Origin of the sequence: Paenibacillus rigui (assembly GCF_002234615.1) — a bacterium.
In the GTDB taxonomy this organism is placed as follows: Bacteria; Bacillota; Bacilli; order Paenibacillales; family NBRC-103111; genus Paenibacillus_S; species Paenibacillus_S rigui.
The window spans coordinates 26,682-52,007 of the sequence record NZ_NMQW01000062.1; the positions used below are offsets into that span (position 1 = coordinate 26,682).

The following is a 25,326-nucleotide window of genomic DNA, read 5'->3' on the forward strand; positions in this document are numbered from 1 at the left end:
CGCCCTATTTATGGTACGGTTCACCGTGGACTGTCAACAGTAAATCAGACAACTTAAATCCTGCTGCTATATGGGGAGTGTTTTTACATCCATTTGCGGCATATTTGAAGATAGCGGCAGGTCAGATTCAAACTGCTTTCGAACAAAAACACCTTCCCTATGGGGTACTCCGGCATAATCCATGTAGCCTCGCTGGTAGTAGCCACCATATAGAACTTTTTCACTCCAAGTTTCATGAGCCGCTCCTGCTCCGCATTATTGTTCGTGATTGCCGCAAATGGAATCTGCCGTCTTAGTAATTCGTCCCGCGGCTTCTTAGGCACAGTAAACTAACCGTGTCTTGCACACGACAATCGTTGCCTCTCTCGATACGCTTGCGAGGTTAGCTGCCGGATTCGGGCGTGAGAGTCGCCCTACTCGGGATCAGTTAATCTGCCCCAAGATTCACCCCATGGCTTTGATCACAAGCTTCATCATCCTCTCTCCACCTGAGCTACCGTTTTACTTGAACAAACAGTGTTTAAGTAATCGATAATTTGAAGGACAAATTCATTGATTATCTTCGATTTACTACATACAGCTAATGTTCTCTTCATATTTCTACTAATTAACGCAAAATGTAGAATAACGGACTCCTGAACTGTGACCCTTGGCTGTCTTCAGTATTTTTTTAATCCTCTCCGCTTTTTGGCGGTTCGGGCAAGGTGTGAAGCCGGTAGTGGTTGGGCGATTGTCCCATGCATTTTTTGAAGACCCGGCTGAAATATTTTTCGTCTTCATAGCCGACCATTTCGGCAACCTGCACGATCTTGAGGTGGGGATTCATTAACAGCACCTTGGCCTTTTCCATGCGGAGCCGAATGACATAGTCAATGATGGTCTCATGGAACTCCTGTTTAAATTTGCGGGAAATATAATCACGGTTGAGATGGAACATATCGGACAGCTCCTGAAGCGAGATATCCTGCGTATAGTGAAGCTTCAAATAGCGTACGATTTCGTGTATGACGTTACGACTCTTGCTGTGCGGGGCCTTCAGGTATTGAGACAAGCGGAGCAGGTCGTTCAACAGCTCTTTTTGCCAAATGTGGAACGAAAATTCGCCTTTGCCGTCAAGCGGGAGGCCTAGTTCCGGATGCATGAGCTGTCCCTCGTTGCTGACCGACGGATCGGCGGTTTCCATCCAACGGGTTCTCAGAATCCGGTATTCGTCGCGCCACATGTCGAATTGCTCGGCCGTAATGCTATCCAGTGTGGAAAGAGAGGCAAACCACGTCTGGATCACATTCCGGATCTGGACCGCACTTCCGCTAAGCAGGGCGAATCGGATTTCCTCGCCAAAGTTGCCAAATCCTAAGGTGGTAACCAGCGGAAGAACATCACACTCACGAAATTCGTGAATCGAAGTGGCGGTATCCAGCAGATTGCGGCAGCGCAGCGCGATTTGGGCCTGCGTATAGGCTTTTTGAAGCGTAGAAGGGAATGAATGCTCTTCGCTGATGCCAACGTTCATTCGCATGGAATATTGAGGCTCCATACGCGCCGATATTTGCTTGACCAATGAGGACGAGGCGACCGTGCTATTCCATAACAGCAGAATCACTTCTTCTCTGCGACTGACGCTGCGGAATGCGATTCCGTTGTCCGAGTCGTGCAAAACGGCGTTGCAGGCATCTGCGAATAGATTCAAAAATGAATCCGTATCGACTGGCACATGGAACGTGTCGGATGCTGCCGACAGCTTCAAGTCGAGAACGCCGACACGAACGTTTTTGATGCCAACGAACTGCGGAAATTCCTGCATCAATGGTCCCCAAACCGTGTTGAAAAAATCCTTCTCAGCATCCGAAAGCAGCTTGGACAGCAGTTTCTCTTGTACGAGCCGTTTGACCTCCTGGCTGGCCGGATGGGCCTCAAGCTGCATGGTTTGTCTGTGGCTGGTTTCTTCTGCGGAGCGGATCGCCTTTTCCGCCGCAGCCTGCAGCTGCAGCCGGTCAATGGGCTTGAGCAGGTAATCGATTCCGCCATACTTCACCGTTGTACGAGCATATTCGAAATCACTATAGCCGCTGATGATGATTTTTTTGCAGGCGGGCGCATGCGTATCCATCCATTTCATGAGGTCGAGCCCGGTTGTGACCGGCATCATGATATCCATGATTACAATTTGCGGCCTTTCCGTTTGGATCAGCTTCATTGCCTCAGTTCCATTATCCGCCTCAAGGATGGTTTCGATCCCCAACTCCCTCCAATGGATGAGCTTGCGGACGGTTCTTCGAACAGGGCTCTCGTCGTCAACGATCAGCATTTTCATGGATGGTGTCCCCTTCTTGTTGAAGTATAGGAAGAATGATGGTTACTTGAAAGCCATGCGGGCTCATGGTGTCGAGCAGCATACATCCCTGAACTCCGTAATAAAGCATCAGGCGAAGCTGCACGTTGGTCAGTCCAATTCCTTCCGCCTCGTCGACCGCAGGGGAGTCGGGTTTTGCCAATTGCTGTCGAAGCTTGAGAAGCTGCTCCTCTGCGACCCCTTTTCCATTGTCCTCGACTAATATATACAGCAGCCCGTCCTGGAGCCGAGTTTGAATCCGCAGCTTTGCGGCGCCCTGGGTATGGTGAAAACCGTGCTTGAAGAAGTTTTCGACGAGCGGCTGAATGATCATTTTGGGTATCGGCAGAGAGGTTGTATCCGGCTCCAGCTCCAGCTCGATCTGAAGCTTCTCCTCAAAACGCTGCTGCTGAAGCTGCAAATACCCCGTGACATAATTGATTTCCGCCGAGAGCGGAACAATCGTATGCTTCGTATCCATGCTGTAATGCAGCATTTGTCCAAGAGAGGATACCAGTGTATAGACCTCGGGAGCGTTATGGTCCAGCGCGGAGGCCCCGATGGATTGAAGCGCATTATGCAAGAAGTGCGGATTCATTTGCGCTTGAAGCATTTTCAATTGATACGTTTTGGTCGCCAGATCGAGCTTATATTTGTTGACAATCAAGTCGTTGATCGTATACATCATCTCTTGAAAGCGGTGGGCTAATATCCCGAATTCATCGCTTCTTTCGACCAATATGGGCTCGTTCAACTGACCGGCCTGAATTTTGTTCATGCTTCGGATCAGGTTTTTTAGCGGAGACGTCAATCGAAAGGAAACAATCACAACGGCTATCATCACCAGCATAAGTAAAACTGCCGATACGGTGGCGTTTGTGAACGTTAGCTCCCTTCTCCGCTCATACATGTAGTGTGCCGGAACTTGCTTGACGATGGTCCAATCCAGATAGGACTCTGATAGCTTTGTGTAGACGATGACTCCTTGAAAATGAAGGTCATCCCACTTGAAGCTGCCGGCCTCGTTGCCTTGCGTCAGTAGTGCGACCCACGATTCATTCAGCGGCCGGCCGATTAGCTCGTCGTTCGAGGCGAATACCACCACGCCGGCTTTGTCGAGAATAAAAAAATGGTCACGGTCCTTATCGTACAAATCGGAGCTTAATTGCTGCAATGCGTCCAATTTAACATCGATGGCCAGAAAACCGGTCGCTTCCTGGCTCGGGACATTAAACAAAGGTCGATATAGGGAGAACACCGGGTAGGAGGTAGAGGGGAACGGGGCAATCCCATAATTGCTTGACGGGTGCGTGGAAAAAAGAATGGCCGAATAGGGTTTGACGAATGAGGCGGTTGGCCGTGTGATCGCTGATGTCCCATAATAATATTTCTGCTCTGCATATAAATACGCGCGGTTGTCTCCGTTTAGAGAAAGCAGTACTTGGTATACGTGTTTAACCGACTGGGAAATCTCCTGCAAGGTGGTGTATATATACGGTTTGTCATCCTCCGAAGCCGTTCCGTTTGTCAGAATATCGTTCATTTTGGTTTGGTAATAAACAGACAGTGAAGCATGATTAATTGAGTCCAAATAAGTGGCAATATTCTGTTTCCCTTCCGACAGAAGTCGGATGTTTTCCTCCATCGTCTGCTCGTCAATCATTTTTGTCGTGAAAAAATTCGTCAGCAAAATCGATATGGAAATAGGCAAAATGACGGCTGCAGACATCAGCGCGATTAACTGCCTGCGAATGCTTACTTTGATAAACCGCATCAATTACACCTCCTTGCACAAAGATGACTATTATGTGAGATTACGTGACACATCACACCTGAATATTATCGAAAAAGATCATAATTGTCCACTGTCCCGGTCGAGTCTATCCATTTTTACAAGCCTGATTTACCTCTATACTGAAGATCAGAAGGGAAAGGGGAGAAAATCTTACATGAGAAAATGGCTGTTTAAGGAGTGGTTGCAGCAAGGGATTTTCGTGGGCCCGGCACTGTTTGTTTATTTGGGTGTGACGATTATTCCGTTCGTGCTTGGTATCATGTATTCCTTTACGGATTGGAACGGAATCTCCAACCACATCCAATGGGTAGGCCTCCGTAATTTCAGCGAAATACTCTTTCACGACCCCCATTTCGTGCAGTCGTTCTGGTTTACGTGCCGATATGCGATCGTTGTCGTTATCATCAGCAATGTGCTTGGCTTTATGCTGGCCTATTTTTTAACCAAACCGCTAAAAGCAAAAAATTGGCTGCGCACGGTGTTTTTTATGCCCCATGTTATGGGTGGGGTGCTGCTCGGATTCGTCTGGCAATTCGTTTTTATGCAAGGTTTCTCGGCAATCGGAGAAGTAATCCCCATCGATTTTTTCAAATACTCCTGGCTTGGGACTCCGACTACGTCGTTTTGGGCGCTTGTTATCGTCAGCGTATGGCATAGCGCGGGGTATCTCATGGTCATTTACATTGCCGGGCTGACCAATATGCCAAGCGAGCTGCTGGAGGCAGCGGCGATAGACGGGGCAACGGCCTGGCAGACGCTTTGGCGCATCATTGTTCCGCTCGTTATGCCTTCTGTGGTGATCTGCTTGTTTTTGAGCATTTCGTGGAATCTGAAATCGTTTGATCTCAATATATCCCTGACGCACGGGGGGCCCTTCCGGTCCAGCGAATCGGCGGCAATGGATATTTATTTCGAAGCATTCCAGAATAACCATTATGGGTTAGGGGCGGCAAAATCATTTCTCTTCTTTGTTGTGATCAGCGTCGTTACCCTTACGCAAGTGATATTGACCAAGAAACGGGAGGTGGAAATGTGAGAACGGGCAAAGCGTATTCATTCCAAATGGTTGTGTTGGGAGCGGGCCTCATCGTTCTCGCACTCTTGTTTTTATCCCCTTTTTATTTCGTATTTGCCAATTCCGTGAAAAGCATCGAGGACATCCAGCTCCATACGGCAAGCCTGCCGACCAAGCTCGAGTGGGTCAACTACGGCCGGGCCTGGGACGTCCTTCATTTTTCCCGGGCGCTCAGCAATTCATTTCTGATCACGGTTCTTTCCGTAACGTCCATGGTCATCCTGTCCTCCATGGCAGCCTATCGTCTCGTCCGCCGTCCAACTAGAGGCAACAAATTTATCTTTCTTTTGTTTGTTACCGCAATGATCATTCCGTTTCAAACCCTCATGATTCCGCTTGTCAAGGTAGGAAGATGGGCCGGTCTCTTGAATCATTTGCTGGGCATTGTTGTCCTATATTCCGGACTGGGGGTTTCTTTATGTATTTTCCTGTATCATGGGTTTATCAAATCGATTCCGCAGGGAATCGAGGAAGCGGCTGCCGTAGACGGATGCAATCCTTACAGCCTGTTCTGGAGAATTGTTTTCCCGCTGCTGAAGCCGATGACGGTAACGATTATCGTTCTGCAGTGCCTGTGGATCTGGAATGACTTTTTGCTGCCGATGCTCGTTCTGCAAAAGCCTGATCTCCAAACGATTCAGCTGGCGATCAATTCCTTATTCGGCCAGTATGTGAAACAATGGGATCTGGCTCTGCCTGCGCTGGTCATTACCATCATACCATCTATGGCATTGTTCCTTGCTTTACAGAAGCATGTCATCGATGGAGTCGCGGCCGGAGCGGTGAAAGGGTAGGTCACGTCATGTTCATGTTAAATATCGCGGCGAAAATGGCGGATTTGTCCTCCTAAATAGTCGTAACAATGAGTGTTGGCCTAAAACGACAAGGTTTACTATTAATTGTGTGAGGATACATAACATTAATGGGAGGATGACTTATGAAACGGTATTTACCTATGGTAGTAACGCTCGCTATGTTTGCTTCGGTACTGGCTGGTTGCGGGGGAGGCAAAGAGTCGGACAAGTCCGGAAGTTCTTCAGGCGCTGCGTCCGGAGGCTCATCTTCGAAGAATGCAACGCTCAAAATCTTCACCTCCAAAGTTGAGTTGTCTGAACAATTCAACCGTCTGAAAACGGATTACGAAAAAGAGCACCCGGGGGTCAAGCTTCAGATCGAATGGATCACGAGCGAAAATTACGATACCCAATTAAAGGCTAAGTTCGCTTCTGGAGAAATGCCGGATATTTTCAATAACGTAGGCTTTAGCCAAAAGGATGTGTGGCTTGAGCACATGGAGGATTTGTCGGATCAGCCGTGGGTGAAGGATGAGCTTCCGATTGCGAAGGACCCGATGACCAAGGACGGCAAAATCTACGGCATGCCGATGAATCTTGAAAGTCTGGGCATTATCTACAATAAAGATCTCTTTACCAAGGCTGGTATTACCGATATCCCGAAAACATACACGGAATTGAAAACAGTCGTTGATAAGCTGAATGCCGCTAAAATTCAGCCTTTTGTTACCAGTTATCAAACCTGGTTTGGACTGGGCTATCATTTCATGAATAATGCGTTTGCGAAGCAGCCGGATCCAAATGCATTTATCGACGGATTGAATAAAGGAACGGAAACCATCACAACCAACAAGATTTTCGAGGATTGGGTCAAGCTGTTTGATTTGTTCGTTCAAAATGGGGATCCTAAACCGTTGTCGGTTGACCGGGATACCGGATTTAGTGAATTCGGTGCGGGCAAAGCGGCGATGATTATGAGCGGTAACTATCTGGAAGCACCGCTTAAGCAGATGAAGTCGACGGTGAATGCGGGGGTTATGCCGATTCCGCTAAACGATGATGCGGCACTTAACGACAAGATTTTTGTCAGCCCGCCGACGAATTGGGTCGTTTACAAAGATTCTCCGGTGAAAGAACAAGCAAAAGAATTTTTGAACTGGCTGGTAACGAGCAAAACAGGTCAGCATTACATTACCGAGGAGTTCCAGTTCATTCCGGCGTTCCAATCGATCAAGGTCAGCGACGGCGTGATGGGGCCGCTTAGCCAGGATACCTTATCGTATGTAAAGCAAGGAAAAGTGCTTGGCTGGTATTTCTCCAAATTCCCTGCCGGAGCCGGACAGCAATTCGGTTCAGCGATGCAAAAGCATATCGCCGGCAATATTGACGGCAAGCAGATGCTGGAGGAAATTCAAGCGGCATGGAACAGTACCAAAGCGAAATAAAGATCAAAGCACAGAGCGTGTATCCTGACGCAATCGGGGTACACGCAGGTGTACGGGGAGGAACGCGAAGTGGACAAAGTAAAAGTGGGCATAATTGGTTGCGGTACGATTAGCCCGATCTATTTTGAAGCGGGACAAAAGTTCGACATTCTGGACATTGTGGCGTGCGCGGATCTCGATTTTGCGAGAGCGCAGGAAAGGGCGGAGCAATACGGTGTCAAAGCCTGCACGGTAGACGAGCTGCTCGCTGACAAGGAGATTGAAATAGTCATCAACCTGACGATTCCGAAGGCGCACGCAGACATTCACCAGAAAGTGCTGCAAGCCGGCAAGCATTCGTATGGGGAGAAGCCGCTTGCGGTGAGCCTGGAGGATGGGCGCAAGGTCCTTTCCTTGGCGAAGGAGAAACAGCTACGCGTCGGAGGGGCGCCGGATACGTTCCTGGGTGGAGGCATTCAGACGGCTCGCAAATTGATTGATGACGGATGGATTGGCAGCCCGGTAGGCGCGACGGCATTCCTGGTTAGTCCAGGTCCTGAAAGCTGGCATCCTAATCCAGGCTTCCTTTACGAAGAGGGCGCCGGTCCCCTGTTCGACATGGGCCCCTATTACTTGACAGCACTTGTAAACTTGCTCGGTCCGATTCACCGTGTGACGGGATCGGCGCGGATTACGCGGCCCGAGAGGATCGTCACGAATCCTGCTAACTACGGCGCAAAAATTCCGGTCGAGACGCCTACCCATATCGCAGGTGTGTTAGACTTCGAGTCCGGCGCCGTCGGCACGCTGATCACCAGCTTCGACGTCTGGGGCTCGGAGCTGCCGAATATTGAAATCTATGGGACGTTGGGCACGTTGTCCGTGCCGCATCCGAATTTTTTTGGCGGAAGCGTGAAGGTGAAGCGGTATAACCAGTCCGAGTTTATGGAAGTCCCGTTGACGCACGGTTTTACGGAGAACAGCAGAGGGCTTGGCGTCATGGATATGGCCTATGCCATCCGCAATGGCAGACCGCATCGGGCAAACGGCGAGCTCTGCTACCATGTGCTTGAAACCATGCACGGGCTGCTGCACGCTTCACGGGAAGGCAAACATTACTTGCTGGAAAGCACTTGTGAGCAGCCGGAGGCACTTCCGACCGATCTGCCTGCACATGCACTGAATGGATAGATTTTCACGAGATTGAACTTAAGGGGGAAACAAAACATGAGTTTGGATTTTGGACTTCAACTGTATTCCGTACGGGATGAACTGGCAAAGGATTACGTCGGCACGCTTGAAAAGGTAGCCAGCATCGGATATCGCAACGTCGAGCTGGCCTTTCATCAAGCCGATCAGACTTTAAACGTTGGCGGGATGACGCCGGCGCAATTAAGAGAAACGATGGACAGACTCGGCTTGAGGGTCGTATCGGCGCATATGGACCCGATGGACAAATTCGACTGGGACAAGGTCATTGCCTTCAATAAAGAACTGGGCAACACCTCTATCGGCAAAGGCATCGCCTTCTACCGCAATAAGCAGGATGTGCTCGACATCTGCTCTAACCTGAACCGGTACGGCGAAATTTGCAAGAAGAACGGCATGCAGTTCTATTATCATAATCATTTTCAGGAGTTTCAAAAGTTTGATGACCAGTACGTGCTTGATATTCTGCTGGACAATACGGATTCGGAATTGGTCAAAATCGAGCTCGACATCTACTGGGCGCTGCGCGGTGGTGTCGATCCGATAAATTGGCTCAAACAAATGGGCGGGCGCTGCGACCTCGTTCATCTCAAGGATTTCCCCAAAGGCAGCGAAGAACCTCTGAATACATTCGAGGTCATGGGGCCGGACGCGGAAATCGACTATAACCGCTTCTTGGAGTTCAAGAAGCCGGAGAACTTCTCCGAAATCGGCGAAGGGATCTTTGATGTATCTCGTATCGTGGAGGAAGTGCGGAAGCTTGGCTATGCCAAGTACATTTTTGTGGAGCAGGACCTTACGACCAAAAATCAACTGGAGAGCGTTACTATCAGCTATCAGAATTTCTCCAAGCATTTCTCTAAATAAACCTAGTATGAAAAAGCGACAAGGAACGAATCCTTGTCGCTTTTTCATCTCCAACAGTACACTTGGAGACGGCACTTTTTGTTGCGATCCGGTATGCTAATTGATCAGTTTACCGTTTTGTAATAAGGAGTATAAAACCATAGCTGCAGCCTCACGCGTTGTCGGGTCCGTCGGAAGGAAATAGGTGGAGCCTTTAAGCTCAACTCCGGACATCAATCCGCTCTCAGTGACCTTTTGAATACTATCCGCTGCGTAAGGCGCAAAGCCCGTTGCATCCGTATAAGGCACATGGACCGAACCGGACTTCTTCGCGATATGAAGTAGATCGACGGCTCTTGCCAGCATAACCGTCAAGTCTTGGCGGCTAATGTTAGCCTGAGGAGCAAAGCCCTCCGCATCGACGCCGTCTACAAGACCTGCTTCATAGGCTGCCGCTAGTTTGTTGAGGCTGTAAACGATTGTAAAGACACCAAAAAGAGCCCGCCACCAGAGCATCGAATGAATGCCGAGAAGTGGAAGCAAAAAGGGTCTACCCTTATGCAGCATTCTGCAACGGGAGGCCCCTTTCACAAAGATCGTTACTTCAAAACGATTCGATACGGATTGGCAGCCGCACCACACTCTCACCAATCTTGTGCCAAAACGCAGCTTTTCAATGTTGATATGCGTGTTGTCCAAACCACCAGCACCTTTTATTCAAAAACAAGGCTGCCTTGAATTTGACTTCAAAGCAGCCTTGCAAGAGGTCCATTTACTTGCCCTTTTGCGCCAGCATTTTCAGAAGCACCGTAACCGCCTCTGCTCTTGTTGTTTTATCGCCAGGAGCAAATTCATTTGCGCCTTTGCCTTCGATAATGCCGAGCTTTTTCATCGTCGCTACTGCGCCCTTCGCCCATTCCGGAATGTCCTGATCGTCCGCGAAACCCGTTGCCGCATTCGCTTCGATGGACTGTCCCGTCGCTTTCGCGATCATCACGGCCATCTCGGGGCGAGTGATTTCGGCATCCGGACGGAAAGAGCTATCCTCATAACCGCTGATAATACCTGCATACACCGCCTGTGCGACCGATTTCTGAGCCCAGGCGCCGATCTTCTCCTTATCAGTGAACGTCAGCGCTGCGCCATCTCCCTGCGGCTTCAGAGCATTCATCAGCATGACCGCAAACTCCGCGCGGGTTACGGTACGGTCCGGCTTAAACGTGCCGTCCGGATAGCCGCTGACGATTCCGGCGCTTACTGCTTGCTTGATGTTCGCCTCCGCCCAGTGTCCGGAAATATCGCTGAAGTTGACTGGCTGAAGCGTGCCTGCCTTGGAATCTGCCGTCTGGTCGACAGCGAACACCGCATATTTCGTAAAGTGATTGACCTTAACAGTAATATGATTGCCGTCTACAGTACCGCCGACTTCCACCCAAGCTTTCTTCGCTTCGTCATAATAGAACACGGATGGCTTCTGGTTTTCCTTCACACTTTTCGGATCGAAGGCAAAGATCAGCGTGATTTCGTTGCTGAAGCTCTCCGAGAAGTTTTTCAAAATTTCGAATACCGGGCTAGCTGGAACATCTTTACTTGTGAGCAGCTTTTGCGTATCCGTCAATTTGGTTATGGTTAATTGCAAATCTTTGACGATAGCGTCGGCGGGAATCACGATCTTGACCTCGTCGTCCAAGCTAACTTCACCCGATTTACCGACAGGTAGCGTTAGTATACCGTCGGTAGAGATAACCGTATTGCTTGAGGACGTTGCCGGTGCTCCGCCTCCGCCAGAAGGGCCGCTCGTGTTATTGACCGCCCACTTAGCGTACAGAGTTGTATCCGCTGTGATCGGAGTGGTGAAATCGAATACCGTCACCAAGCCACTGTCCTTGTACCATCCGCCAAACGTATACCCGTTTCTTGTAGGATCAGATGGCTTCGTGGCCGTGCTGTTATAATTCACTGGCTGGCTGCTCACTGCCGAACCGCCGTTACTGTTGAAGGTAACGGTGTAGGTCTGTTTTGCACGGCTGACGACAATCGTGTATGTGTTCGGTGTGCCGTTCTGCGCCGTAACTTCGATGTTAATGAGGTTACTGCCTACGTTCAGGCTGATCGCACCGCTTACTTGCCCGCTTGCAATTGCCGTTCCATTCACCTTCAGTGTTGCATTACTATCGGACGCCGTTGCCGTTACAGTTATGCTGGATACGTCATTTGCTACATTTGTACTGTATGAAGTTCCCCCGGAAGTGAATGCGGGACTTAGCGTGCCGCTCGACAGCGTCAAATCGCTCAAATCTGCATTGCTGCTTAATGGCGTTGGCGTCGGTGGCAGCGATGGCGCAACCACAACAAATGTCGTAGTTGCGACTTGATTGGCTTGTCCGACAACCACCGTGTAAGTTCCTGCAGACTCATTGCTTCCCAGTGTAAAAGAGTCCGCAAATTGCCCGTTCGTTACCTTGACGATATCGTAAAATACCGTGCTGTTGCTGGGGCGAAGCACTTTAATCGTCACTTCGTCCAACGTGGATGCTCCGGCTACCGCCACGACGCCACCGGATTGAACTGACGATATTGCATTCAATGTGACCGCACTGCTAGCAGCAGCGGCAATCGGTACTATCGACAGGCAAAGCGCTATAATGACCAACATACTTAACTTGCGTATTATCACCTTTACACCCCTCTCCTTCGTAAAATATGAATTAGTCATTGTTGTTGGAGTATTCAAGCTGGTCCAATTCGCTTTGCGTCTTGATTGAAGCCAAATTCAAACCAACATTCGTAGGGTCATTGTTATATTGATTGACCACAAATACTTTAACCGTATAATTGGGATTCGTTGCAGCGTCTGCCACATTGAAATTAGCTGAATACGAACCTGTACTAATGCTTAAATTGGATGCCACAATACTTACTGGTGTCGTTCCATTCATCAACTCGAAGACCACTGCTTGCGTGCCCGAAGAATTGTTGTTCTTGAAGATGTTTACCGTAGCAGAAATTCCGTTATCCGTTGTTACCACCGGCGTAGTCATATAAAACAGTTCAGTCGATACATAAGTATGACCTTCGAATTCTTGACTGCTGTAACCATCCGCATTGACCGAAATATAATAGTAATCTCCTTCTTGAAATACGCCTTTGTTGATCGTAAGCATGCCTGCAGAAAGCGTATATTCCGAAGAATTTAATTGTCTAACAACTCCGTTGTTAGCATCGGATATCGTGATATCTCGTACTTTGCTTCTCCATTCCGCATTGTCTGCGAATACAAACCCGCTTGCCGTATCGCTTAAGAAAAACCCTGTAATGTCGGGGTAGTTGTATGCGATCACTTGGTCAATAGCCTGATACTGTACATTATTGCCCAAATCGCTTATTGCATTTGCTGCAGTTTTAACCTCAACTGAGCCGCTTTGTATCGCATTATGAAAGAAAACGACGAGACTAGATCCTTGAATAACGACAACATCCTGAGTATCCAGAGGTTTGAAAGTAGATCCGTTATCCGTTGAAATCGTAATCTGATCTTTTAACTGCGATATCCCGTTAACAATAGTTAGATCAGCAATATTCGTGTTAAAATTCAGGCTCAACCAGCGGCCGTTATGCGAAATGCCTCCACCTTGTAATGCTAATGGTTGACCGGGGTAAAACCACCCCGCATTAAAATTTTGATTGTAAATGTTACCGGATGTATCTTTAAAAGACCCCGGATTAAATTGAAAATAATATTGATACCCAGTCGTCAATGGTGCTGCAAAATGAATGATTGCTGTTTTACCCGAGAATGTCACAGTTGCTGTGGAAGGAATACTTCTCCACTGCCAGCTAGTAGCATTGCTATAATACTGTACTCCCGATATAAAACTCGCAGGGTCACTTTTGGCATTTAGCACATCTTTGCTGAAAACCAGTGTTAAATCCTGATAACCATTGGATAAATAGCCATTTACATATTGAAGCGCCGTCGTATCCCCGGTTACTGCCCCTCCTTGAATCAAAGGAGTTAAAGTTTGGTTACCCAGAACATTTCCATAGCTGTCTTTAAGTGCGCCGGCATTGATAATGATCTGGTTGTTCGCTCCTGAGAGGGCCGTTGCAAAATGGATAACAAGCTTGCCGGAAACAATAGATGCCGTATCACCTGACGTCAAAGCTATCCGATTCGAGTTATTGGCGCCGTTCGGCAATAGATAAATGGAACTACTTAAATTAGAAACTCCATTATCCACAACATCTTCCTGGAAGGAAATCGTCACATCGTGGTAGTCGCTACTAATTGTTGCACTTTGAACAACCGGAGGAGTGACATGCAAAATCATCTCGTCATTGAGATCACCAGCTGCATCCTTCAGCGTACCGCTGGTGATTTTAATCAGCGTATTCGTACCCAATATGACTTTCATACCATTTTGGGCTGACAAATAAATTTGATTTGAACCGATTCCGTTTTCGCCGGGTGAATACACGGTAATCTGATTCGTAAGCGGAACAAAGTTCACTCCGTCTGTCGCTATGCTCATGTGACTTCGCAAGTAAGTATCTGCAGTGACAGTGGCATCATTATTAGTGGTAATTGATTTGCTAAAGTTCAAATATACGTTATTTCCATCGCTGGAGCTGGAGCCAGTATAAGCACCTGAAGCAGCGATATTATCAATTCGGATCCCCATATTGTACGGGTTGCCGTTCTGGTCCATCAATGCCCCGGAAGCAATGTTGATAGCGTTGGTGGACCCAACCAAAGCAGTATCAAAGTTAAACACTAGCGTACTGCTCGTGCCCGTATTGGATAATGTAATTGTGTCATTTGCTCCAAGCGCTGAAAAAGCAGTATCACCCGTTTTTTCGACCGTAATGTTATTTTTCAAATCGGTTAAAGTGCCGACCTGCGTTGAATACACGTTAAATGAAACGGTCACGGTCTTATTGCGTCCGCTAACATCAGTAATTATACCATCGTCAAACTGTACGTCGCGGTAATAACACGATTTTGCAACCATATATGCAGGATCTCCACCGAACGTAGTAGTATTGCAAGTCGCACTATTGGTAAGCATCTTATAGAGATAGCTTCCATTCGCTCCGTAGCGCACTACCTTCGTACCCGTAAATGTGCAAGGTTGCCCTTCAGAAGCACATAGTGTTGTAAAACCATTGGGATTGTAGGTAGGAGCTGCCGAAGCGTCGATCGAAACTACTGGCGCTAAAGCTGCCGAGACTGGTGCGGAAAACGCAAAAGAAGATGCTACTGTAAATACCACTAATAAATGAATAGAAACCTTTTTCAGAAATTCCTTTATACTTGTTGAAAACATAGTTCTTTTTTCACTCCTTCTGGCAGTATGGGCAATTCTTTGTCTAGAAACTGATGAGGCGACTATGTACACAGATAGAGAGAAACTTAATGATCCCACTCCTTTTTGTCGAATTTTGCAGCCTGTGATGCGTTACACCTAACCGCGCTTGTCGATTATTAGCACTATCGTCCTACTATAAGATAATTTTCAAAAAAAAGACCCTCCCAAATGGGAGGGTTCGACAAATTTTTCGGGTATTCTCAATCCAAGATCTTTAATTCCATGGCCCGCTGCAGTACCTGTACCCTGTTACTCACTCCAAGCTTTTGGTACACATTTTTCATGTGGAACTTCACGGTTCCAGCCCCAATGTTCAGGTGAATAGCGATTTCCTTGTTCGAGAATCCGCCTGCGACCAATTGCACGATTCTCTTTTCTTGCCCTGTCAGATTTTCTTTACTCGAATACCCCTCTTCCTTTGTTGCAAGACTACTCAGCTTCAATGAGGGCCCTCCTGTATCACTCCGAAGCCGTTTTCTGATCTTGTCCAACGTTTTCCCCATACGCTGGGGGGTGACAGGCTTCATTAAATAATCCAATGCGCTCATATCGAAAGCCTGAACCGCATAATCGTCATAGGCAGTGATAAACACCACATGGATGGAGGCATCGAGCTCATGCAGCAGGCCGGAAAGCTTCATTCCGTTCATTTCCGGCATGGAAATATCCAAAAATGCAACATCGATCGGGTTCTCCTTCACATATTCATAAGCATTCCAGGGGTTCAGAAACGTGTGACATATGTCGATATCGTCGCTTTCAGACAATAGCTCGCGCAACAGCTTCACCGATAGTTCTTCATCATCCACGATCATTGCTTGCAGCATGCTTCAACCTCCAATCTGCCGAACCGTTTGTGCGGGAATGTCGAAAATGACCTTTGTGCCCATGCCTTCTGCACTTTCAATACGAATGCTATTGCCATAAAGAAGACGGATGCGCTCGCTGATGTTCCACAGCCCAATGCCCGTCTTATCCGCATTCAGCTTAAGGATTTCATCTCGCTGCCTCTCGCTCATGCCGCATCCGTTGTCTTCTATGGTAATATGGATCACAGCGTCCTCTTCCTGTTTGACGGATATTTTTACGGTTCCTCCCCGCAGGTTGGACATCAGACCGTGACGGATGGCATTTTCCACTAGCGGCTGTAAAATCAACGGAGGAATCAGGATATCCATGTTTGCCTCAACGTCGTATTCCACACCCAATCTGGGACCAAAACGCGCTTTTTCGATGTTGATATACGCTTTGACGAGTTCCAGTTCATTTTCTATCGTTGTTAGCGACCCCAATTGTTTGAAGTTGAACCCGCTTCTCAAATATTGAGACAGATCATATGTTAATTCCTTCGCTTTGCGAGGTTCATCGAGACACAGAGCGGCAATGGAATTCAGGGCGTTATAAAGAAAATGCGGTTTGATCTGGGAACGTAAAAAGGCGATTTCCGCTTCTTTGACGTCCGATTGCAGCTGCCGATTTTTTCTGATTATGTCCTGTATCGTCTCGTTTAAAGCCGTGAAAAATAACACAACCGCAATCGAAATCGTGAAATGAAGGAGCTGCACCTGAAGAGCCTGTAGCGTAAATCCTCTGAGGACAAACACTGTCAGCATGCCGATAAGACAATAGCAGACGGTTAGGAGCAGCGAAATTTGGATCCGCTTGTACTTATTGCCTTTATCGAAATACTCCAGAGCGTACAGGAACACCGGCATGCTGCATACAAGGACCAAAGTGGTCGTTAGCAATTCTGCAACGCCCCCAAGATACAGCCTGTACAGAATAATAATGGCAGACAGGATGATCCCTGTTCTTGAGCCGAGGTATAACGTTCCTAACATTAAGGGTACGATTCTGATGTCGATGTGGAAATCGGAGTTCGTATAAACCGGGAAAGACATGCAAAAGAGGATGCATACTCCAAAGATGACTGAAAGGATAATCTTTACGCGACGATTGTTCTCGCCATTGGACCGTTCAGCAAAAAATATTTGCATAGAGAGGATAAGAACGGCGATAAACGCCAGCTGCAGCAAAAAGTCCTTGATAATGGTCGTGTTCACGTTATCGCCTCTGAACTTCACATGTGTGTATTTCTTCTATTATAGGACGATTTCAACATAAAATAAATCCCCCGTAGATATTCCAGTATTAGCCAAGCAATTTATGGTTGAGGGCAGAAAAAGTAGTTATTTGGAATTATGAAAAATACTTGATGATTTGATTTAAAATATTTAAATGCTTTTGTTAAAGCACCTACGCCTTACGGGGTGATTAATTTATTAATAAACTACCCCGTTCGGCTGGAGCATCAAAGCGTAAAAGAAAAAGCAGCCATCACAGAGGAAACCCTGCGACAACTGCTTTCTCAGTCCGGAAGCCCCATAGCAAACCGTGATCTTCCTGAATTCAAGAAGTTCATCGGCGGCTATTTGGAAAAGGTAATTGTCTACGAAAAGCATGTAGAGATTATCTTTAAGCTCCTTGTTGTGGATTTAACATATGGAGAGGAGGGGAGTATCGGAATCTTCCATCTCCCTGCTCCCGCCCCCTACTCGACGGGGACACTGCAGCAGCTTCTTGCGGACAACAGCCGCTTTTAACCTTTCAGAAAAGAACTCGTAAACTCTTATCCGCATCCTCACCCCATGCTTCTAAAACAGGAGTCAAGCCCGTTACCTCCGTATTAAAAAGCGCAATATAATCCGCTAAATCTGCCTTATCTACAGCTACAAGATCAATTTGAACCCCTTGTTCATTAAGTTCAACCCTGCGAAAAGCAGGGACATCAAGACAGGCGGCGGTCTGTATATAATGCCAGCCATCCTTCTTAACGATCGAATTCATGTGGTTATGGCCGCAGAAGTAGAATCCATGACCTTTCTTCCTATTTAGAACATCCAACATATCCATTTGCGGATCAATTGACATTTTCTCCTCAGTTGATCGCGCAGTTGTGCCGTATATCGGATGATGGGCGAACACAAGGACAGGCTTATTCCCCGACTTTTCGAGCTGGGCTTGCAGCCATTCTAACTGTTTCGCATCCATCTCTCCACCCCAATCGTCCCGGTTCATTTCTTTGGTCGTATCGAGGAAGATCAGCATGGCTTCTTCACCCTCAATAGCATGATATCGCTGTTGGCGGGTAATCGCCACAACGTCGGATTTTGGAAGCGCATAGGTATCATGGTTGCCCAGCACATGAATGAAGCTGCGTTCGCTGCTGTCGATCCGGTTTAATACATAATTAAACTCTTCGGGCAACCCTTCGTGCACAAGGTCCCCAATGGAGATATGGAACTCTGCATCCAATCCCACAAAATGCTCAAGCATATCCGCGTAGACCTTATCTCTGGCCTCCAACATTTCGGTGGTACCATTCTCCATCAACGAATAATGCAAATCGCCCATTACAATAATTCGCATTAATATAAGACCTCCACTAGTGCAGGGTATACAGGCTATAAGTCGAACCAAAAAGCTCTGGTTTGAGGTATCTTCACGTGACAAGGGCCGATTTCGAGAAGCGCGTCATCGTCAACAAATATTTGTTGGCCTTCGATTTCTACCATATAGCGGTAATAAGATCCCATAAACAAGTGATGGCATATGGAACCTTCCAGCACAAAATGTCCTTCCTCTTCCCAAACCTGTTGCTTACCTTCTCCAGCCTGTTTTACTTTTCGGGCTTGGTGACTATGTAGCCCATCTTCAACAACAGGCTCAATCTTGGAGTCACCTGAACGAATGACGAGTCTTTGCAGCCTATCATCCCGATAAAGTGAGAGTGTATGACTTTCGCCAAGAAAATGAGCAGTAAAATAGGTGGAAGGCTGCCGATAAATCTCTTCCGGTGTTCCGGCTTGCTCGACTCGACCTTCATTCATAACAATCACATAATCAGCCATCGATAATGCCTCTTCTTGATCATGGGTAACATAGACGGCTGTAATTCCAAAAGATTGCTGAATACTCCGAATACCAACCCGAAGTCTCTGACGTACCTTCGCATCCAGGTTAGATAACGGCTCATCTAGCAAAAGCACCTCAGGCTGTACGACTAAAGCCCGAGCTAGAGCAATGCGCTGCTGCTGTCCACCAGAATATTGCTGCGGAAAACGAGTGGTCACATCCGACGTATCGATCTCCACCCTCTCCAGCACTTCAAGCACCCGGGTTTCGCGCTCCTGCTTAGCCACTTTTTGCAGCTTAAGACCATAAGCAACATTATCAAACACACTCATATGCGGCCAGAGCGCATAATGCTGGAATACCATAGCAGCCTTCCGCTGTTGGGAGGATGTATAGGTAACATTGCGATCGCCGAAAAAGATGGAACCCTCATCTGCCGTTAAAAATCCTGCAAGTGTCCTTAGAAGAGTTGTTTTCCCGCATCCGCTCGGCCCAACAATAGCCGTTAACCCCCCTACGGGCAGTTTTAAGTTGATGTCCGTGATTCCCCTTTTTTTACCGTAACGCTTATTCAAACCTTGAATGGTAATACCCATCTTATCCCCTCCCGAATGCAGCCAAATATTCTGAACGCATAAATCGCTGCAGGAAAACCAGCAACAAGATTCCCGGTATCATCAACAACACGGACGTTACCGACGCGACCTGCATCTCATAGCCATTTGCAGCATTATACATAAAAACCGGCATCGTAATATGAAAAGGGGCTCCAATTAATAAGCTTCCCGTGAATTCATCCAACGAATATAAAAAAACTAATAAGGAGCCCGCGATAATTCCTGGAGTGGCCATCGGCAGCACCACATGAAAAAATGTGTACAATTTGCCGCCGCCCAACATATAAGAGGCCTCTTCCATTGACTCTGCGACAGATTGAAATACAGACACCAACGTCCATACGGAAAATACGATGGCACCCACCAAATGAATCAAAATCAGACCGGGCAACGTACCTACGAGATCAAAGCGATAGAGTAAAACCATCGCATTCGTGAATACCGGAAGCTGAGGAAATGCCTGAGGCAGTAAAAACAGCAGCAGTATAAAATGCTTTAAAGGTAGCCGATTACGAGCAATTAAATAAGATAAGGGAACGGTTATTACCAGGCATATCAGCGTGACCGTTATCGCAATAACAAAGCTCAGCCCAAGAGATGTGAGCATCTTGCCTTCGAATACGAGATGCCAATATTTGAATCCCCAGTCGCTTGGAAACGGGCTAGGCCAGAACCATTTTTCTGCTACTGACCATAAGACAAGGCTGGAAAGCGGGCCAAAAATAAAAAATATGGATACCGCATAAATCAGCAGACGGCGCGTCATGCGAGCGAAGGGTGCCTTTCTATTTGTCAGATCCAGCGGACGGTTAGCAGCAGCTACCGAAATGGATTTGTTCATTTCTTCGCCAACCCCTTCAAGTAATAGATGGCAGCTCCCATAGAAGCTATATAGGTTATGACACCAATCGTATTGGCTAATCCGTAATTATGCTGATAGACGCTTTGATGGTACAAATCCATCATCAGCATTTGTGGACCGCTTGCATTGCCCAGCATGGAAGGTATGGAAAAGCAACCCAGCATAGAAGTGAAGGTCAGTACCGCCATAACACCAATGCTGCTTTTGTTCATAGGAACGAGAAAATGCCAGATCAGCCTTAGCTTCCCCGCCCCCATCCCTCGCGCTGCTTCCAGCATGCCTTCATTTACTGACCGAAAGCCGCCGAGCACCAAAAGCAGTGCCAAACCGAGATTTTTCCAAACCAATGCGGCAATGAGACCGAACGTGGTGAATGCAAAGGAAGGCATCAGATCCGGATCGAAAAAGCCTGTTATAGCAATAGCCGAATTGAGCGTGCCATGTGGCGCAAGAAATACCCGCATGGCATGTCCAACAACGACGAACGGGACAAACAACGGGATTTTAAATATAAATTCCAGCACTGGATAAGCGCCAAGACGAAGAAAGCCGCCGATCATCACAGTGAATACGACAAGCAGGGCAAGACTGGCTAAACAAACCCACAGTGTAAAAACCAAATCGCCGCCATATAAAGAGAAGGCTTCAGCATAATTGGCAAACGTCCAGACCCCCTCCTGTGAACGAAGGCTGGAAATGAAGGAGAGAACAAACGGATACACAAACAGCAGCCCGACAACGGCAATAGCAGGAGTGGCAGGTCCCACTCCTGCTGCTTTGTTCCAGAAGAGGATGGAAGGTGAGTTAATTTTTCTCATATGCCGTTTTCAGATGATCAAAATAGGTGTTGATCGGGAATGACTGGCCCCGCTTGTTCAGATCGTCTGCTGTAATATCCTTGAACAATTTTTTCTTGCCTGCTTCACTAACCTTTGGAAGAACGACAGTTGCATCTATACCCGGGTACCAGCTGTTTTTCTCCACGATCACTTTAGCTTGAATTTCTGGAGAGGTCAGCAGATCAGCATATTGTAGAGCAGCTTCTTTATTTTTTGCATTTTTGGGAATGACCACGTACATAGGTTGACCAGGCAAGCCGGGATCGATGACTTTCAGACCATAGTTAGGATTCATGCGACCTTCATCTACCCATAAATTAAACATGTCAACCCATACAGGTCCCATGTCGATTTCGCCGCGGTTCAGCATATCCAACGTACCATTATTTCCATTCGTGTAAGTAACAGGCAGTGCTTTGAGCTCTTTCATAATTGCCGGCCATTTTTGCTCCGTTGCCGCATCAAATGGGCCTTCACTCAACGTTTTGTAATCGCCTGATTTCCAATATGTATAGGCGGTGGCAAAAGCTACTCCACTTGCACCATTTTTGATGCCATTATATCCAAAACGATTGGGATTCGCTTTGATCCAAGCCGTTAGCTCTTCAAAATTAGCAGGAAATTTCTTTACTTTATCGGGGTTATACGCCAAGGCGACCTGACTGTGGAACAGCGGAATGACATAGCCTTCCACATTGGTCCCCAAGCTGTTTTTGCTGTCGGGGGAAACGACGTACTGCTTGTTGGCTGATTGCGGCACCCATTTGTCCAAAAGATTATTATCAATCAGCTGCTGCATACCGCTTTGATGCACAATCGCGAGATCGATATCCCATTCCGTCTTGCCGGCATCCTTCTGCGCCTTTAATTTCTCGAATATTTTCTGCGTCCCACCATCTCCCGCGCCTGAATTGACGACGCGAACTTGAGACCCTGGATACTGCTTTTGGAACTCACCAACTACATTTTTCTCCTGCAGATCGGTCATGTTCGTATCTCCGGCTGTTGCCAAATTCAACTCATATTTCTTGGGTGCGGCCGCAGGAGCTGCTGCCTTCGTCCCGCTAGTGACAGCTGGGGCTTCTGTCGCAGCATTATTCGTACCGCAACCGGCGGATACGACCATCGTAAGCGTCATCGCGCACAGCACGTTCATCATTTTCTTCATATTCTCCACCCTTTGCGAATTATTGAAGTGCTGTCTAGACACCTTCAATCCCATTATGGAGGAGCTTTGTTAACGGTCTGTCAACTATATATAAAGAGATTATGAAGTCCGCCGAAGAATCGACTATCTCCGACGATTCACCCAGAACTGAAACACGTCATTGCGATAATAGTCATACGAAAATAAAACGGGCATATGCTGCTGGTCAAAATGGATTTGCTTCATCATGAGCACCGTTGTGTTCTGCTTTACTTGAAGCTTTCTGCATATAGGGTCGGTATGATGAGGAACGATCAGCTCGGTATTGGCACCCGTCAGCCTAATACCGCATTCGACTTCAAGGAATCGGGCCAAGGAGCCCGTAAGAGGTGTTTTTTGAAAAGCCTGCTCGATTAACGCGAGGGGCATAATATTAATATTATGGGCGACCGGCTCCTCATTGGCAGTTCGAGTCCGCTCATTAATGATCACGGGGCTATGTAGTGGAATTTTCAAATGTTGAGCCCATTCCTCTTTGCAAGGCTCTGTCCGAATAAATTGCTCCAGCTGGCCTTCCACCAATCCCGCTGATCGGATAATATCTTCGGTCGAAGTTAACTGGTTGATACTGCTTGGAATGGAGCTTAAAGGCAGCCTAACAAAGCGCCCTACCCCCTTTCTCACGTCCAGCTTTCCTTCCTGCTCCAGCTGTTTCATCGCAGCACGCACCGTTTCCCGGCTTACTTGAAAATGGTGGGCCAACTCTATTTCAGCTGGCAGACGATCGCCTACCTTAAGCTCTCCGCTCTTCATCATCCCATCGATGCTTTCCTTGATTATTACATATTGACTGACTTTCATCTGTTTTGCCATAACTGCTTCATCCTATCTTTGCTATGGATTAGACCTATTCTTGCTTATATCCTATCAGACTCCTCGAGAAGTGTAAAAGAGCAGCATATTGAATGACCCTCTTACAAAATCTTAATATGAGGATAACACCGAGTATACATATAAACCCTATTATGTAATAAGATGCTGTCTAGACATCTTAATTTTAGCAAATGTTTATAAAGCAAGTTTTCTACGAAAACTCTATGGAGGTTAATAATCAAATGAAAACTGCAACGTCGAAATGGACAAAGAAATGGCGCCACCATGTCATGGTGACTGCTGCCCTCGCTGCTGTCGTTATCGGATCGCTTTTTGGCTCCGCCACATCCTATGCCATTACAGACGCTGATCAAGACGGAATCGACGATAGTGTGGAGCAGACACTTCTTACGAAATACGCCCCCAAGCTCTACCTTCATCCGGATGAGGACAACAAACCTTCAAGCGTTGATTGGTATTTGCAGCGTGTAGCGATGCGGTTTCATCATGACGGTGGCTGCAGTGACGATCAAATCCTGGCTCTCGGCTCCGTGACGCAAGTCAATCTATCGGAACAAGCTCACCAAACGAAAAATTGGCTTTGCTCACATTCAGGCAGCAACATCCTTTCCAGCCAATCACGCAACACCCGGGCTGACGAAGGTTTTTTCCTGCAGCCGCCTAACGACAACGGAATGGATAATACCGTACATTTGGGATCAACGGACAGTGCTGAATGGAAAGCATACGCACATGTAAAATCCAGCAGTGTGCAGTCCGGAGGCTACGATCTGCAATATTGGTTCTTCTATCCTTATAACGATTCCCCGTCTGTTGCCGGCGTGGATTTTAACCATGAGGGTGACTGGGAGCATATCACAGTGACCTTGAACAGCAGTCAGCAATTCGTTTCCGCATATTTCGCAGCCCATAATGGCGAAGGCAAGGATTATTCAGCTGCTCAGCTGCAGTTTGCCACTAAGGATGGCACACTAGCAAGCGATAGCCAGAAATTAACCAATGATTACACACATCCCGTTGTATACTCGGCTTTAGGTACTCATGCAAGCTATCCGAGCGCTGGTCAACAATCCCGCGGCCTGCTTCCAAGTGATTATACAGGTGCCGGAAGCAGCTCCAATACGTACTACCATGTAGTCAATATGGGGGAATTATCATATCCCCTAAACAGTCAATCGTTTATTAATTACGCAGGCTTGTGGGGAGAGATTGGAGAAACGGATATTTCCACAGGCCCTGTAGGTCCTGCATTTCAAAGTGCCTGGAATACCAAATAGCCATTATAAATTTTAAATTATTCCCTATTTGATTTTGAGCACTACTCAAATTGAAAAGGAGCCTGCCACCGTACTTCAGTGGCAAAGCTCCTTTTCGCTTTTGTGGATTTAGCATGTGGAGACGAGCTTACACTGTTAAAAACCCTGTCAGTAAAATTCAGATAAAAGGTGCCGGAAAAATACGCAATATTTAGTTGGGTAGGTTACTCTTTAACCATAACCTAGGGGGTAACCCCCTCTCGGCGTTGCATTCCGTTCTGTTAGGTCTTTTAGAAGCGTCATCAGATTCTGCGGGTCAAATACATGGTCACCTATTCCTTCAATCAGGCCAACTGCAAAAGCAGCATTGATATATGGAAGGGCCCCTGCATTTGCTTCTGTTACCCCGACCCCAACCACCAATATGGTACCGCTCAGCGTAAGGCCCCCGACAAGGTGCGTTCGATCTACCTATTACGAATCATTGGTTTTTGAACTCCCAGTCGAACTGGGCGGGGGCGTTTATAACGAAATGAAGGACGCCCCGATCGGGCGTCCTTCACATATACTAGCTAAGTGAATCCAACAACGTCTTCAACTGTGGATTAAGCTCCAGCACATTCAAGATGATCTGCAATGCTTCTGCACGTGTGGCATTGCTCTTGGGTTCGAATCTTCCATCCCCTTTACCGCTAACGATACCTGCCTGCGCTACTGCTTTGATATCACCAGCTGCATAAGAACCATTCAGATCATTGAAATTGCCCTTTGTAGTGTCCTTCGCCAAGTCGTTAAGGTTTACTATGCGGGACAGCATGACAACCATTTCTTCACGCGTAATCGTTTTATCCGGCTTGAAGGTACTGTCATCGTAGCCTTTGATTACCCCTGCCGCTACAAGGTTCTCAATAGCTCCTTTAGCCCAGTTGTCACCAATGTCCTTCAATCAAAA

22 protein-coding genes and 1 riboswitch are annotated in these 25,326 nt (G+C 47.3%); of the genes, 7 read left to right on the forward strand and 15 right to left on the reverse strand.

Annotated features, from left to right (window positions below):
* Positions 1–83: 83 nt before the first annotated feature.
* From CF651_RS32580 to CF651_RS30265, 3 genes are all read right to left on the reverse strand, one after another.
* Entirely contained in the window at positions 84–236 is a 153-nt protein-coding gene (locus tag CF651_RS32580) for a hypothetical protein (RefSeq protein ID WP_179233070.1), read from the reverse strand.
* 119 nt (positions 237–355) lie between these two features.
* Positions 356–537: riboswitch (cyclic di-AMP (ydaO/yuaA leader) on the reverse strand.
* Positions 538–670: 133 nt separating this feature from the next.
* Positions 671–2,314 (reverse strand): response regulator, encoded by a 1,644-nt coding sequence (locus CF651_RS30260; protein ID WP_094018591.1) that lies wholly within the window; start codon positions 2,312–2,314, stop codon positions 671–673.
* The gene (locus CF651_RS30265) at positions 2,295–4,106 is read right to left on the reverse strand and encodes a sensor histidine kinase (RefSeq protein WP_094018592.1); all 1,812 of its coding nucleotides are present in this window, start codon (positions 4,104–4,106) and stop codon (positions 2,295–2,297) included. Before CF651_RS30265 ends, CF651_RS30260 begins: the two co-directional genes overlap by 20 nt.
* A gap of 175 nt (positions 4,107–4,281) precedes the next feature.
* Between CF651_RS30265 and CF651_RS30270 the strand changes: the two genes are divergently transcribed.
* The 5 genes from CF651_RS30270 to CF651_RS30290 all read left to right on the forward strand — a co-directional run bounded on the left by CF651_RS30270 (position 4,282) and on the right by CF651_RS30290 (position 9,496).
* Entirely contained in the window at positions 4,282–5,163 is an 882-nt protein-coding gene (locus CF651_RS30270) for a carbohydrate ABC transporter permease (RefSeq protein ID WP_094018593.1), read from the forward strand.
* Positions 5,160–5,996: a carbohydrate ABC transporter permease gene (locus CF651_RS30275; protein ID WP_425436371.1), complete on the forward strand. Its 837-nt coding sequence runs from the start codon at positions 5,160–5,162 to the stop codon at positions 5,994–5,996. Before CF651_RS30270 ends, CF651_RS30275 begins: the two co-directional genes overlap by 4 nt.
* Before the next feature lie 143 nt (positions 5,997–6,139).
* Positions 6,140–7,441, forward strand: coding sequence for an ABC transporter substrate-binding protein (locus CF651_RS30280; protein ID WP_094018594.1), 1,302 nt, complete (start codon positions 6,140–6,142; stop codon positions 7,439–7,441).
* A gap of 69 nt (positions 7,442–7,510) precedes the next feature.
* A complete protein-coding gene (locus tag CF651_RS30285) occupies positions 7,511–8,611 on the forward strand; it encodes a Gfo/Idh/MocA family protein (protein WP_094018595.1) in 1,101 nt (366 codons plus the stop codon).
* A 36-nt stretch (positions 8,612–8,647) separates the two neighbouring features.
* Positions 8,648–9,496: a sugar phosphate isomerase/epimerase family protein gene (locus tag CF651_RS30290; RefSeq protein WP_094018596.1), complete on the forward strand. Its 849-nt coding sequence runs from the start codon at positions 8,648–8,650 to the stop codon at positions 9,494–9,496.
* 96 nt (positions 9,497–9,592) lie between these two features.
* Here CF651_RS30290 and CF651_RS30295 read toward each other — a convergent pair whose 3' ends face one another.
* The 5 genes from CF651_RS30295 to CF651_RS30315 all read right to left on the reverse strand — a co-directional run bounded on the left by CF651_RS30295 (position 9,593) and on the right by CF651_RS30315 (position 16,907).
* Positions 9,593–10,174, reverse strand: coding sequence for an S-layer homology domain-containing protein (locus tag CF651_RS30295; protein ID WP_245856216.1), 582 nt, complete (start codon positions 10,172–10,174; stop codon positions 9,593–9,595).
* Positions 10,175–10,247: 73 nt separating this feature from the next.
* Positions 10,248–12,152, reverse strand: coding sequence for an S-layer homology domain-containing protein (locus CF651_RS30300; RefSeq protein ID WP_179233071.1), 1,905 nt, complete (start codon positions 12,150–12,152; stop codon positions 10,248–10,250).
* Between the two features lie 31 nt (positions 12,153–12,183).
* Positions 12,184–14,802, reverse strand: coding sequence for an Ig-like domain-containing domain (locus tag CF651_RS30305; protein WP_094018598.1), 2,619 nt, complete (start codon positions 14,800–14,802; stop codon positions 12,184–12,186).
* A gap of 242 nt (positions 14,803–15,044) precedes the next feature.
* Complete coding sequence (locus CF651_RS30310; protein WP_094018599.1) at positions 15,045–15,671, reverse strand: response regulator transcription factor; 627 nt, start codon at positions 15,669–15,671, stop codon at positions 15,045–15,047.
* Positions 15,672–15,674: 3 nt separating this feature from the next.
* Positions 15,675–16,907 carry a sensor histidine kinase gene (locus CF651_RS30315; RefSeq protein ID WP_144029134.1) on the reverse strand — a complete coding sequence of 411 codons (1,233 nt, stop codon included), beginning with the start codon at positions 16,905–16,907 and terminating at the stop codon, positions 15,675–15,677.
* A 207-nt stretch (positions 16,908–17,114) separates the two neighbouring features.
* Here CF651_RS30315 and CF651_RS30320 point away from each other — a divergent pair, with 207 nt between their 5' ends.
* Positions 17,115–17,447, forward strand: a complete 333-nt coding sequence (locus tag CF651_RS30320) for a hypothetical protein (protein WP_094018601.1) — start codon at positions 17,115–17,117, stop codon at positions 17,445–17,447.
* Positions 17,448–17,451: 4 nt separating this feature from the next.
* Here the strand turns inward: CF651_RS30320 and CF651_RS30325 are convergent, their stop codons facing one another.
* The 6 genes from CF651_RS30325 to CF651_RS30350 form a co-directional block, all read right to left on the reverse strand.
* A complete protein-coding gene (locus CF651_RS30325; protein WP_094018602.1) occupies positions 17,452–18,273 on the reverse strand; it encodes a metallophosphoesterase family protein in 822 nt (273 codons plus the stop codon).
* Between the two features lie 35 nt (positions 18,274–18,308).
* Positions 18,309–19,355 carry an ABC transporter ATP-binding protein gene (locus tag CF651_RS30330; RefSeq protein ID WP_094018603.1) on the reverse strand — a complete coding sequence of 349 codons (1,047 nt, stop codon included), beginning with the start codon at positions 19,353–19,355 and terminating at the stop codon, positions 18,309–18,311.
* Between the two features lies 1 nt (position 19,356).
* The gene (locus CF651_RS30335) at positions 19,357–20,217 is read right to left on the reverse strand and encodes an ABC transporter permease (protein ID WP_094018604.1); all 861 of its coding nucleotides are present in this window, start codon (positions 20,215–20,217) and stop codon (positions 19,357–19,359) included.
* Entirely contained in the window at positions 20,214–21,056 is an 843-nt protein-coding gene (locus CF651_RS30340; RefSeq protein ID WP_094018605.1) for an ABC transporter permease, read from the reverse strand. Before CF651_RS30340 ends, CF651_RS30335 begins: the two co-directional genes overlap by 4 nt.
* Positions 21,043–22,245: an extracellular solute-binding protein gene (locus CF651_RS30345; RefSeq protein ID WP_179233072.1), complete on the reverse strand. Its 1,203-nt coding sequence runs from the start codon at positions 22,243–22,245 to the stop codon at positions 21,043–21,045. The genes CF651_RS30340 and CF651_RS30345 overlap by 14 nt, the downstream gene beginning before the upstream one ends.
* 123 nt (positions 22,246–22,368) lie before the next feature.
* A complete protein-coding gene (locus tag CF651_RS30350) occupies positions 22,369–23,097 on the reverse strand; it encodes a GntR family transcriptional regulator (protein ID WP_094018607.1) in 729 nt (242 codons plus the stop codon).
* A gap of 242 nt (positions 23,098–23,339) precedes the next feature.
* Between CF651_RS30350 and CF651_RS30355 the strand changes: the two genes are divergently transcribed.
* A complete protein-coding gene (locus CF651_RS30355) occupies positions 23,340–24,395 on the forward strand; it encodes a Vps62-related protein (RefSeq protein ID WP_179233073.1) in 1,056 nt (351 codons plus the stop codon).
* A 547-nt stretch (positions 24,396–24,942) separates the two neighbouring features.
* Here the strand turns inward: CF651_RS30355 and CF651_RS30360 are convergent.
* The gene (locus CF651_RS30360) at positions 24,943–25,320 is read right to left on the reverse strand and encodes an S-layer homology domain-containing protein (protein ID WP_245856217.1); all 378 of its coding nucleotides are present in this window, start codon (positions 25,318–25,320) and stop codon (positions 24,943–24,945) included.
* Positions 25,321–25,326: the final 6 nt, after the last annotated feature.

Excerpts from the sequence above, each read along its gene's own strand:
- CF651_RS32580 (WP_179233070.1), bottom strand. The coding sequence starts at position 236 with ATGAAACTTGGAGTGAAAAAGTTCTATATGGTGGCTACTACCAGCGAG.
- CF651_RS30260 (WP_094018591.1), bottom strand. The coding sequence starts at position 2,314 with ATGAAAATGCTGATCGTTGACGACGAGAGCCCTGTTCGAAGAACCGTC.
- CF651_RS30265 (WP_094018592.1), bottom strand. The coding sequence starts at position 4,106 with ATGCGGTTTATCAAAGTAAGCATTCGCAGGCAGTTAATCGCGCTGATG.
- CF651_RS30270 (WP_094018593.1), top strand. The coding sequence starts at position 4,282 with ATGAGAAAATGGCTGTTTAAGGAGTGGTTGCAGCAAGGGATTTTCGTG.
- CF651_RS30280 (WP_094018594.1), top strand. The coding sequence starts at position 6,140 with ATGAAACGGTATTTACCTATGGTAGTAACGCTCGCTATGTTTGCTTCG.
- CF651_RS30290 (WP_094018596.1), top strand. The coding sequence starts at position 8,648 with ATGAGTTTGGATTTTGGACTTCAACTGTATTCCGTACGGGATGAACTG.
- CF651_RS30305 (WP_094018598.1), bottom strand. The coding sequence starts at position 14,802 with ATGTTTTCAACAAGTATAAAGGAATTTCTGAAAAAGGTTTCTATTCAT.
- CF651_RS30310 (WP_094018599.1), bottom strand. The coding sequence starts at position 15,671 with ATGCTGCAAGCAATGATCGTGGATGATGAAGAACTATCGGTGAAGCTG.
- CF651_RS30325 (WP_094018602.1), bottom strand. The coding sequence starts at position 18,273 with ATGCGAATTATTGTAATGGGCGATTTGCATTATTCGTTGATGGAGAAT.
- CF651_RS30330 (WP_094018603.1), bottom strand. The coding sequence starts at position 19,355 with ATGGGTATTACCATTCAAGGTTTGAATAAGCGTTACGGTAAAAAAAGG.
- CF651_RS30335 (WP_094018604.1), bottom strand. The coding sequence starts at position 20,217 with ATGAACAAATCCATTTCGGTAGCTGCTGCTAACCGTCCGCTGGATCTG.
- CF651_RS30340 (WP_094018605.1), bottom strand. The coding sequence starts at position 21,056 with ATGAGAAAAATTAACTCACCTTCCATCCTCTTCTGGAACAAAGCAGCA.
- CF651_RS30345 (WP_179233072.1), bottom strand. The coding sequence starts at position 22,245 with ATGAAGAAAATGATGAACGTGCTGTGCGCGATGACGCTTACGATGGTC.
- CF651_RS30350 (WP_094018607.1), bottom strand. The coding sequence starts at position 23,097 with ATGGCAAAACAGATGAAAGTCAGTCAATATGTAATAATCAAGGAAAGC.
- CF651_RS30355 (WP_179233073.1), top strand. The coding sequence starts at position 23,340 with ATGAAAACTGCAACGTCGAAATGGACAAAGAAATGGCGCCACCATGTC.